Raw genomic sequence first — 11,469 nt, 5'->3', positions numbered from 1 at the left:
TACTGCGCTATGACGACAGTGGTGAAATTGCGCCTATTAATAATGTCAACATTATCGACTCAGTTTTAGAGAGCGATTTAGTCAGTGATAATAGTAATAACGCTAATAATCTTAATAACACTTATGAAGCAGAAAGTGCCGCTTTATTAAGCGCCCGTAGCCAAATCAAGCCTGATAACTTTGATATCGATGAAGATATTCGTGACATCTTTATCGAAGAGGTTGCAGAGGTTATTGCTGATTTAGAAGATTTTTTACCGATATGGCAGCAAGACGCACAGGATTTAACCCCGTTAACGGAAGTACGACGAGGTTTCCATACCTTAAAAGGCTCAGGGCGTATGGTTGGTGCTTTTAGCATCAGTGAGATGGCATGGTCAATTGAAAACCTACTCAATCGTCTGTTGGAAAAAACACTGCCGGTGACCGATGAAGTCGTCGCATTAGTGACAGAAACGACCCAGCGCCTACCAGCGATGTTGAGTGATTTTGAAGCACAGCAATTACCAAGCTTTGATCCTGCTATTACTATTGTGCAAAGCAATAACCTAATGAGCCAGCAACCTATCAATACTGGGCTAGAAAAGTCTGAAGTCATATCTTCTATCGCTGACGTTGAAGGAAATAATTCTTTACTGGAAGAAAGTTTACTCTTAAACGAAACAAACTTAGACATTGAGCATGCCGATACTCTAGGAACGACAGAGCACGTTAATTATTCGCTGGCAGAGGAAAAAGATATCTCTGCATCATTGATAGAATTAGAAATCCCTGCGGCACTGCAACCATTTATGTCAGCAGCCCAGCCGTTACCGATGGATGCTGACGATGCTGATCCCGATATTAAAGAGATTTTTTTAGAAGAGGCCAATGAGGTCTTGGATGAAATCGTGCCTTTATATGAGCAGTGGCAGCTTGCTCCAGATGACTTAACCCAGCTGACTGATATTCGTCGCGGCTTTCATACCTTAAAAGGGTCGGGGCGTATGGTTGGTGCTAACACTAGTGCTGAGTTGGCGTGGTCGATAGAAAATATGCTCAACCGTATTTTAGATAATAGCATTACGGCTTCTACGGACATACAGCAGCTGATTGGCGATGTGCTGAGCGTGTATCCTGAGTTATTAACCACCTTTGAGAACGATAGCCAAGATTATCCTACTATCATGCCCTTATGGGTGGCTTGTGCTCAGGCTTATAGTAAACAGCTAGGTGATGAATTTAGCTACTCTGCGCTATACCAACAGTTATTAGGCACTCCTGCACCGTCTTCTGCACCAAGTACAAATCAAAGTGCTCAGGATGGTTTTGACGATGAGAGCAATGCTGACGACAGTAATTATAAAAATGCCGATGATAGCAATCATATCGACAGCATGTTGCAAACGATTAATTCTGTGAATGAAAAAATGGCAGAAGCGCCCATCGTTTTAACCCCTCAAAGTGAAGAAGAACAAGCGTTTTTTGATATTTTTATTGAAGAAGCAGAAGAGTTATTAGAGAGCGTTAATGACTTTGTTCGTCGCCATCAAGACGAGCCTTATGTGGCGGTAAGCGATGAGATTGTAAGGGCATTCCATACCTTAAGGGCTGCTTCTGGGTCTAGTGCTTTGACAGCAATTAGCGAGGTTAGTGCGACCATAGAGCAGAGTTTAGAGCTGCTACAGCAGCAGGATACGCCGATGAGTGCGCAGCATTTAAAGGCGCTCGCCCAGTCTGCAACCCTGATTAATGGCTATTTGGACAACTATAAACAAAACATTCAGCAGCAAGATGTGTCGTTAGAAGAGACGCAAAGCCAGCAAGATATTGCTTCTTTGCAAGCGATGCTTGGTGAGCAGTATGCTATTAAAGATAGCGAGAGCACTGCTGATAATAAGCCAACGATAAACCAATTGTTGGATGATAATATCAATGAATTGCTCGATGCTGAATGGCAGCTAGAGGCCGCTTTGACTCATCCAGAAAGTGCGCAAGTCCAAGCTTATATAGCGCAGCAAATGGCACAAATAAAATACTTAAGTGATAAAGCCCAAGAGTTTCCAAAGTTTACTGCCATCCTTAATGAGTTGGGCAAGGCTTATGCTTATTTAAGCCATCATCCTGAACAGTCGATTGATACTGATATTCAAGCCATTTTACTGGCCGGACATGCGCAATTGGTCGGTTTATTTGATGCCTTGGCAGGTAGCAGCTCATTAAAAATTGATGAGCAAGTTATTCAGCAGCTACAAAGTATTGCTCAACGCTATGACAGTGATGACGAAATGATCGCTGATGATGGCGATATCAACGCTGCAATTGAAACTGAAGCCAACATTAATATTGCTGCAGAGGTTTATGCTGATGCTTCGGTACATAGTATCGCCGCGCCTGAGCTAGAGCTTGAAACCATCGATACCGATATCGAGCTATTAGAAATCTTCTTAGAAGAGGCGCAAGAGCTTGATGACGCGCTCAATGACAGCTTTAGTAAATGGCGCGCCGACATTAGTAATATCAATACTTTAAAAGTCTTACAACGTCATCTGCATACCATCAAAGGTGGCGCGCGCATGGCAGGTATTCGTAGTATTGGTGACTTGACTCATGAAGCGGAGAGTATCTACGAGGCATTTGTAGAAGAAAGACGAGTACCAACCGCACAGTGGCTTGAGATTATGCAGGTCGTGCAAGATACGTTGTCATTACAAGTGGCGCACATTGTCCGCTATCAGCAATCGTTTTTTGCACCTGAGTTGATTGAGCAGTTACAACAGTTTGAAAAAGCGAAGGCATTGCCAGATGTCGTTCAACTTATTGTACCGATGCCGAAAAACCATATTGATACCGAGTCGCAAGTACTGGCAGATGAATATATTCATCGTATAGAACAAGCAGCAGATAGCTTAAGTTTAGATAGAATTATCAAACAATCATGGGCAAATGGCTTACCTGACCCTGATATTTTGGAAGTGTTTTTAGAAGAAGCAGAAGCCCTGACCAACCGTAACGAATATCTGCAATTATTCTTAAGTGATGCAAATGATACGGTGGCATTGCAGGCACTACAGCGCGACTTGCATACCCTCAAAGGTGGCGCGCGTATGGTGACCGCTAGTGGTATTGCTGACCTTGCGCATGAAATGGAATCGGTATATACGGATTTCGTCGATCGTCGCCGTCCTGCTACCAAAAAAGTCTTAGAGCTATTAGTTGCCTGTCATGATTGGCTTGCAGATGCCGTATTTATTCTGTCGCAACAGGTGAATCCGCCAACCCCTGATTTATTGATTGAGGCATTACAACAATTTAGTAAAAACCCAGATAGCTTAAAGCAGATACCGAAAGAGTCATTGCAGCCGCAGCGTGACGCCATTCTTTTAGCAAAACAAAAGCAAGAATCGACCTATATCCAAAAGGATATTAGTGAGATGCCGCTGATGGTGGCTAATACCGCTGAGCAAGAGCAGAACACCAATAATAATGAGATGATTCGTATCTCAGGTGGTTTGATTGAGCATATGATTAACCTATCGGGCGAGTCGGCGATTAACCGTGCGCGTATCGATATGGGCATGAGTAGCTTGACCAATAGTATTGAAGAGATGGGCACTACCGTACAGCGCTTAGCAGATCAGTTACGCCGGATGGAGATTGAGCTTGAGGCGCAGATTTTATCGCAAATCGATGACGAGCTGGTCAATCATGAAGGTTTCGACCCGCTAGAGATGGATCAGTATTCTTCATTGAATCAGCTGTCAAAATCTTTGACAGAGTCGGCCTCGGATTTGGTCGATATTAATAACACCTTATTAGAAAAAACCCGTGATAGTGAAAGTCTGTTGCTACAACTATCACGAACGCAAACCGAGCTCCAAGATGGCTTGATGAACTCGCGTATGGTGCCGTTTACCCGTCTAACGCCAAGGCTTGAGCGTATCGTACGTCAGACAGCCAATGAGCTTAATAAGTCGGTTGAGCTCAAGATTATCAATGCTGATGATGAAATGGATAGAACCATTCTAGAACGCATTACCTCGCCGCTTGAGCACATGTTACGTAACGCCGTCGATCACGGAATTGAAAACGTTGCTACACGCCTAAAAGCGGGTAAAGAGCGTAGTGGGCAAATCACTTTAGAAGTACTGCGTGAAGGCAGTGAAATTGTCATTCAGTTAACCGATGACGGTCGTGGGATTGATGTAGAAGCAGTACGCAATAAAGCTATCTCTCAAGGTCTGATTGATGCCGGCGACAGCACCCTAAGCGACCTTGATATTATACAGTACATCTTTAATGCCGGTTTAAGTACCAGTAAACAGGTGACACAGATATCAGGGCGCGGTGTCGGCATGGACGTCGTGATCAGTGAGATTCGTCAGTTAGGGGGCTCAGTATCCGTCGTCTCAGAGCTGGGTAAAGGTTCTCGATTTACCATGCGTGTGCCGCTCACCGTTGCTGTTTCTGATGCCTTGGTAGTGCGCGCAGCAGACCGCTATTATGCGATACCGCTAGTGCAGATTGAGCGGGTTGTGCGTATCAATCCGGAAAAAATATACGACTATTATCAATCAGGTGCGGCGACGCTTAACTTTGAAGATACCGATTATCGCGTCCGTTATTTAAATGAGATTTTATCTGGTAATAAGTTAAATGAGCTGGTCGTCAATACCAATACCAGCGTGCCACTTATCATTATTAAAAACCGTAGTGGGCAGAATATGGCGCTACAGGTTGACCAAATCGCAGGCTCACGTATCGAGGTTGTGGTAAAACCTTTGGGACAACAGTTCTCGAATTTATCAGGTATTTCAGCAGCGACCATTATGGGTGATGGCTCAGTCATGCTCATCCTTGATTTGATTGCCTTGATGCGTAATGTCGCCTTGGTGAAAGAAGTCGCAAAACCTGCTGTGAGCATGCGCAGCACGACAGAGTCTAAAGCGACTATCTTGGTGGTCGATGACTCCGTTACAGTACGAAAAGTCACCTCACGTTTCTTAGAGCGCCAAGGCTTCACTGTGGTGCTTGCCAAAGATGGTATCGATGCGCTTGAGATTCTACAAGAAACGACACCTGACTTGATGCTACTCGATATCGAGATGCCGCGCATGGATGGTTTTGAAGTCGCGACGCAAGTCCGCCATAATAGACGTCTGCAACATCTGCCGATTATTATGATTACCTCGCGTACGGGCGAAAAACATCGCGAGCGCGCCCTTGAGATTGGGGTTAATGACTATATGGGCAAACCTTTCCAAGAAAATCAGCTTCTTAGTAAGATTGAAACCCTATTGGGTAAAGAGGCTAGCCTAGTCAATGAAGGATAACTTACGTGCCTTGGCGCTAAAAGACAAACATAAAAGTGATATCAAGGTATTGGTGGTTGCAGAGGACCATCATCAGCGTATGGCTTTTTCTGATACGGTACGTAGCTGTGGTTTACAGCTGGTTGACTGCGTATCGCGGGCGCAATTGCAAGATAAGTTTGAGAGCTATGAAGGCTCTATCGATATTTGGTTAATCGACGGTGATTATGACCATCATATGGCGACAGCAACGGCAGCCTCTCAAGCTGCCGCCGTGTTGGTGGGGTTTAGTCAAGCACCGTATCTTAATGAAGCACAGCAGTATGCCAAGTGGCAGCGTAAACTAAAGCGTAAGCTTGCCCAAATGTTGGCGCTGCCGATGTTAGTCGATAATGCTACTGATAAAAACACTGCCTATAAAAATGAGGCCAATGACTGGCGTTATGTGGTGTTTTTGGGGGCTTCAATGGGTGGCCCTAGCGCCGTCAAAGAGTTTTTAGACCACTTATCGCCTTTACTACCTGTAAGTATTTTATTGGCGCATCACTTTAACCAAACCATGATTAGTACATTACCGCGTATATTGAATCGTCATAATGAGTGGCGCTGTCAGCTGATTACCTCAACGCAGCGTTTGCGCACTGGGCAATGTCTTATAGTGCCTATTGATAAACAAATTGTCTGTGATTCAACCGGTCGCATCATCTTGTTAGAACAGGCGTGGGAAGGCGATTATAAACCTGCTATCGGGCAAATTCTTAAAAATACCAGTGATGTCTATGGCAGTGAACTTATCAATATTATATTTTCAGGGATGGGTAACGATGGCACGCAGTATTTAGATTTAATCCAAGACAATGACAGTCAATTGTGGGCGCAAGAGCCAAGCTTAAGTGCCTGTCCTAGTCAGCCGCAAGCGATTATTGATTCAGGCTACTGTCAGTTTGTCGGCAGTCCTACAGCATTAGCAGAAAAACTTACTGAGTATATTACTGAAAGGGCGGTGAGCGCCCCTTTAGATTCATTTATTGTGAGCAACTTATGAAACAGATTCTAAAGCATTCGTTTGAGGCGGTGAGCTTACTGACCACTAACAATGGTATGCTCGACGTGACGGTTGTCCCAGCAGTTAACCAACCGGATTGGATTATTCCTAGCAGCTTGATTTTGAGTGTCGAGGAGTGTAGCGAACATACCGATAGTTATGAGTGGCAACAGCAAGCAGTCGCGGTCTTCCATCTATTGCCACGCCATCAAACACCAGAGAAAATGATTGTCTTAGAGGGTAATACCTCCGCTCATCGCATCGCACTTCAAACGGCAGGTGAGCTGCGTCAGCTACAGGCGCGTATCTCTGATGTCAAAGATATCGACCTTCCTGAGTATTTTATTAAGACAGACGACAAAATCGATGATGTTGATGAACGCGTACAAGAAGATGATGTGCTATCCTACCTCTTTCAAACCGTGATGATTGATAATACGCTGTACTTGGTAGCAGATTTGGATAAAATAGCACACCAATTGGTTGATTTAGACTCCTAGTTTGCTTACGGTTAGGCTTCTCATAAAAATCTTTGTCATTAGCCTTGAGAGTGTTTACCACGTGTCTTTATCAGCCAATCGCTGTTTGCCAATATCAGTGTATCAGTCAGCGCCAGTTAGTATGAATGAGCATCATTGAGCACTAATGAACAATAGGGGTGATAAAGTAAGCTATGAATACCATCAATTCAAACGTGACAAAGTGGTCGGTTGCTAGTCGAATCTTTCACTGGATTAGTGCCATCTTATTGCTGGTCACTTGGGTCATGATATTTTTATATGGCAATTTGGATAGTAAGGTCTATATCGGATTGCATAAGGCGTTTGGGATCAGTTTATTGTTTTGGATGATTGCCCGCGTGATCAATCGTATATTTACCAAAGCACCGCCTGCAGTTGCTATGCCAAAATGGCAGATGCTCCTCTCACAATTGTCACACTTTTTCTTGTACGCTTTGTTGATCGCTATGCCAACAGCAGGGCTGCTGATGTCAGTCTATGGCGGTAGAGCCGTTGATATCTTTGGCTTATTTCAAATCCCTGTCTTTGTCACACCAGATAGAGGCTTGGCCCGACTTTTTAATGACTGGCATACAGATATTTTATGGCCTATGATTATCGCCTTTACCTTGATTCATATTGGCGCCGCTTTATACCATCAATTTATCAAAAAAGACAATCTGATAGCCCGTATAAAATAAAGGCTGGTAGATAAAGAATAAGCATAAAAAAAGCCCTAAGTATGATACTTAGGGCTTTTTTATGGAGCAATAAAGTGAAAAACTCTACTTTTTATGCTCAGGTAAGCTGATATTCATTTCTAGCACATCTAAGCTATCTTCAGAACGATGATTGATATTGACATCATCAATCTGAACGCCGTTGACGTATTTATTAACCACTTCTAGTATTTCACGTTTCATTTTTTCGATACGGTCAGCGGTCAAACGATTGTTTAAACGATTTTCGCTTGCAACGATAACCTTTAGACGCTCAGTGGCCATATTGGCACTACCAGCATTACTGCTGTCGTCGGTGCCGAATAGACTACTCCAAAATCCTTTTTTCTTACTCATTATTAACCCCCAAACCAGCGCTGTAATAGACTCTTTTTCTTCACATCAATGTGACGTAATGGACGCTCTTCCCCTAAGAAACGGGCAACGATATCGTCATAACATTGACCAGCAACAGAGTCGGTATAATGAATCACTGGCTCACCGTGGTTAGAGGCTTCAAGTACTGAATGGCTCTCAGGAACCACGCCAAGTAACGGCACTTTTAGAATATCGTTAGAGATGGTATCGATATCCATCATCTCGTTAGCGGCGGCGCGGTCTGCATTGTAGCGTGTGATGATAAGATGCTCACGTACCGTCCCTTGGTTTTCAGCCACTTTCTTAGTTTGGCTTTGCAAGATACCAATGATACGGTCCGAGTCACGTACTGAAGAGATTTCAGGGTTGGTAACGATGATGGCTTCATCAGCATGATACATCGCAAGCTGCGCACCGCGTTCGATACCAGCGGGCGAGTCACAGATGATATAGTCAAACTGCTTAGACAACTCGTCCATGACTTCTGCTACGCCTTCGTCCGTTAACGCATCTTTATCACGTGTCTGACTGGCAGGTAGGATATATAAATTCTCCAATTGCTTGTCTTTCACCAGCGCTTGGGATAGGCGTGCATTACCATTGATAACATCGACAAAGTCATAAACAATTCGATTTTCGCAGCCCATAATCAAGTCTAGATTACGTAAGCCTACATCAAAATCGATAACAACTGTCTTATAGCCACGTAATGCTAAACCGGCGGCAAAAGAAGCACTGGTTGTGGTTTTGCCCACACCGCCTTTACCCGAAGTGATTACAACAATCTTCGCCACAATGGCACACTCCTATGAATTGATGGGATATTTATTATACAAAACAGTATAGATATAAAGTAGCACATTTGCTTGGCATTCACCTAGCGTATATGTGCTATCTGCGAGCGTAAGCCTAGCATAAATATACAAAAACTTATAGCAAGTCTATATTAAAGCACAAAAACAGCTGATATATCGCATTTATGCTTGCTATCCGCACAGAGATTAGAGAGCTAAAAAAACGCTCTAGTATCTGCGCTTAAAGCCCGTACATATAGTCTAACGTAAATAGTTGCAGAGCTAAAAATTCATCATAGCGCAGTTTTGTTAAGTAAACTTACTACAATATTAATCATACTATTGAGCCGCCAATTTAGTCTTTATCATCCATTTTTTAAGCTGATATCAATGCAATAATATAACTGTAACTAAATCTTTGGATAATCTTAGTGTCATAGCTAATTTAAGCGTCGTCCATGACAGTAAATACCAAGCCTTGACCTTCTAAATAACGTACTTCAACCGATTTATCAATCACGTGCTGGGGTAGGTTGTCGCGTAAGCAATACGTACCGGCAACGGAGACTAATGAAGGGTTAAATACTTGGCAGAAAATCCGCGCGTCTTTGTCGCCAGTTGCCCCTGCGACCAAACGACCTTGGGCGCGGCCATAAACGTGTAAGTTATTGTCGGTAATGGCTTCAGCGCCGCTATTGACGCTGTTGGTTAAAATCAAATCGCCGCCAACATGATTGAGGCTTTGTCCTGAGCGCAGCATTTGATCGTAGATGAGGCTGGTAATTTGCTCAGCGCTGATAAGTGTTTCAGCAGTCAAGGTGGTTTCGGCTACTTCAGGTATCGCGCTTGCTGCAACCGCTTGGTTGTCTACTATTGAACCCGTATTATCAGCAGTGGTGGTTATAGCGTCAGCACTGTTGTTGGGCACAGTAGCCGCTACTTGGTTCAACTGAGTAGTGGCTTTTTTACTCGGTAAAATACGCTCGATACGTTTGCCATCAGCGGGGAATATCGCCAAGCGTAGCTCGCGAGCTTGCGCATCAAGCAAGCCTGTGACCACGCCGATAGGTTGCAAACCCCAAGACCAAAGCAGCTCGACCAGTGCCGATAAATCTTGCTCGACCTCACTGTCAATCAGTACCGGAATATTGCTGTTCTTATTGCTCAGTGTGGTTTCAAGCTGGCTGGCAATCGCTGTAAAATCATCGGTGCTAAACTGCACCCGTGAAAAGGTCAGCATCTTGCCGTAAAAAGCTAACGCCGGCGTGTTGGCTGAGGCGAGGGCATGCTGGTCATTGTCTGAAATCGTCATAATATAAATCCTCAAAAATGGTCGTATTGCGGTGTTCACGGTGCCGTTTTTATTATCAAAGTATGGCTATATAAAACTATCGCTATATAAAACTATAGTGATCAAAATCCAGTTCTTATTAAGTCAGTTCTTGGTAGTCCGATTTTTGCTAAGCCAGTTTATGCTAAGCCCGCTTTGACTAAAAATGCTATAACCTAAGCATGTCCTGATGCTTCCACTGCTGCACCTTTATTTGTGCCTCAAACTCATCCAAACTGTCGGCAATAATACTTGAGATTAATGTATCAAGGGCACTGTTATCGGTATCGATTTGAGCGACGCCGCTGGCAATAGCGACCATCAAAGCATCGAGACGTTCGGCGTCAAGCAGGCGCTCATTAAGCGCATATACTACGTTCTCACCAATATTATGCCCGACATATTGAAGCTGAGACTCAATTAAAGAGCCAGCAATGGGTATCATACGCAGATAGCGGCGTAGCTCAGGCGTATTGGCCAACCCTTCTTTAATCGCATTGCCCATTTCAGTGGCGATAATGGTGCCGCCGCCTGATGACTCGGTCAGTGCTTGGAGTTTTGGTGCCAGCTCTTTACGTAGCAGCGATAGCACCGCCGCCTCAATCTCGTTGCGATTGCGCGCGATGGTCGACTCAATAAACGATTTATGCATTTTAGGGTCGGTGAGCTGCTGCCGAAAGGTTTGAATGGTCGTTAAGATGACGCGGTCAGACAGCTCTTCTAAAAGTAAATCGATATAAAAGTTAATGCGGTTAATCCACGGCTGCGGCAATACTTGATAACCCAACTGATATAATCGGCGTCCGATAATCACCGCGCGAAACAAACGTAGCGCGCGCAGCTGCGGGAAACAGCCTAACACTTCATACCAATGGACAAAAGGAAAAAAGAACCAGCGGTAATAAACCTTTTCTTTAATAGCAATCGCCCAGCGTAATAGCAGCTCTACAATCAAAAATAAGGTAAAGAAGCCACCAGCTGTCCGTAACGAATCATGGATATTACTTTGATACCAGTTTAATGCCTCACTCAGGGTCAACCACTGCGCCGCATCACGACTAAAACCACTCATCAAGATAGCGTCAATACCGATTAATAATAAATCAATACTGATGGCGATAATCATCACGATATCATAGGTCAGCTTCAAGCGATTGGGCTTGGGACGATTCGGTCTTGGTGGTGGACTATTCGATAAGTCTGAGGACTGATTGCGCGCGGATGTTGATTCTATAGGGGCGCTGCTAGTAGAAGAGGCGGACACAGTCATACCTTATTAAGTGGTAAATGGCATCAGTAGTGAGTAGCTTTCGGCCAATCACTACCAAATAAACAACGAGTTTTAATGGTTATTCACATTATCAATGAATCATGCCAAAAAACAAGCCATCAACCATTATAATTTGGTATTT

The 11,469-nt window shown here is 44.0% G+C and carries 8 protein-coding genes; 4 read left to right on the top strand and 4 right to left on the bottom strand.

Annotated features, from left to right (window positions below):
• The 4 genes from JMX94_RS08185 to JMX94_RS08170 all read left to right on the top strand — a co-directional run.
• Positions 1-5,312, top strand: a 5,312-nt coding sequence (locus JMX94_RS08185) for an Hpt domain-containing protein (protein ID WP_201564881.1), incomplete at its 5' end; no start/stop codon positions are given.
• Positions 5,302-6,336 (top strand): chemotaxis protein CheB, encoded by a 1,035-nt coding sequence (locus JMX94_RS08180; RefSeq protein WP_201564880.1) that lies wholly within the window; start codon positions 5,302-5,304, stop codon positions 6,334-6,336. The genes JMX94_RS08185 and JMX94_RS08180, both read left to right, overlap by 11 nt.
• Complete coding sequence (locus JMX94_RS08175) at positions 6,333-6,836, top strand: hypothetical protein (protein WP_201564879.1); 504 nt, start codon at positions 6,333-6,335, stop codon at positions 6,834-6,836. The genes JMX94_RS08180 and JMX94_RS08175 overlap by 4 nt, the downstream gene beginning before the upstream one ends.
• A gap of 173 nt (positions 6,837-7,009) precedes the next feature.
• Positions 7,010-7,537 carry a cytochrome b gene (locus JMX94_RS08170; protein ID WP_201564878.1) on the top strand — a complete coding sequence of 176 codons (528 nt, stop codon included), beginning with the start codon at positions 7,010-7,012 and terminating at the stop codon, positions 7,535-7,537.
• Positions 7,538-7,621: 84 nt separating this feature from the next.
• Here the strand turns inward: JMX94_RS08170 and minE are convergent, their stop codons facing one another.
• From minE to JMX94_RS08150, 4 genes are all read right to left on the bottom strand, one after another.
• On the bottom strand, positions 7,622-7,912 hold the full coding sequence (gene minE / locus JMX94_RS08165; RefSeq protein WP_183620257.1) for a cell division topological specificity factor MinE: 291 nt from the start codon (positions 7,910-7,912) through the stop codon (positions 7,622-7,624).
• A 2-nt stretch (positions 7,913-7,914) separates the two neighbouring features.
• Positions 7,915-8,727, bottom strand: coding sequence for a septum site-determining protein MinD (gene minD, locus JMX94_RS08160; protein ID WP_183620258.1), 813 nt, complete (start codon positions 8,725-8,727; stop codon positions 7,915-7,917).
• A 445-nt stretch (positions 8,728-9,172) separates the two neighbouring features.
• Positions 9,173-10,039: a septum site-determining protein MinC gene (minC, locus tag JMX94_RS08155; RefSeq protein ID WP_201564877.1), complete on the bottom strand. Its 867-nt coding sequence runs from the start codon at positions 10,037-10,039 to the stop codon at positions 9,173-9,175.
• A gap of 187 nt (positions 10,040-10,226) precedes the next feature.
• A complete protein-coding gene (locus tag JMX94_RS08150; RefSeq protein WP_201564876.1) occupies positions 10,227-11,321 on the bottom strand; it encodes a hypothetical protein in 1,095 nt (364 codons plus the stop codon).
• Positions 11,322-11,469 lie beyond the last annotated feature (148 nt).

It is taken from the genome of Psychrobacter sp. CMS30, from assembly GCF_904846565.1.
Taxonomy (GTDB): domain Bacteria; phylum Pseudomonadota; class Gammaproteobacteria; order Pseudomonadales; family Moraxellaceae; genus Psychrobacter; species Psychrobacter maritimus.
Note: the sequence above shows the minus strand (reverse complement) of the source record. Positions and strands in the feature narration are given on the sequence as shown.

Coding starts and splice junctions, on each gene's coding strand:
- JMX94_RS08180 (WP_201564880.1), top strand. CDS start 5,302: ATGAAGGATAACTTACGTGCCTTGGCGCTAAAAGACAAACATAAAAGT.
- JMX94_RS08175 (WP_201564879.1), top strand. CDS start 6,333: ATGAAACAGATTCTAAAGCATTCGTTTGAGGCGGTGAGCTTACTGACC.
- JMX94_RS08170 (WP_201564878.1), top strand. CDS start 7,010: ATGAATACCATCAATTCAAACGTGACAAAGTGGTCGGTTGCTAGTCGA.
- minE (WP_183620257.1), bottom strand. CDS start 7,912: ATGAGTAAGAAAAAAGGATTTTGGAGTAGTCTATTCGGCACCGACGAC.
- minC (WP_201564877.1), bottom strand. CDS start 10,039: ATGACGATTTCAGACAATGACCAGCATGCCCTCGCCTCAGCCAACACG.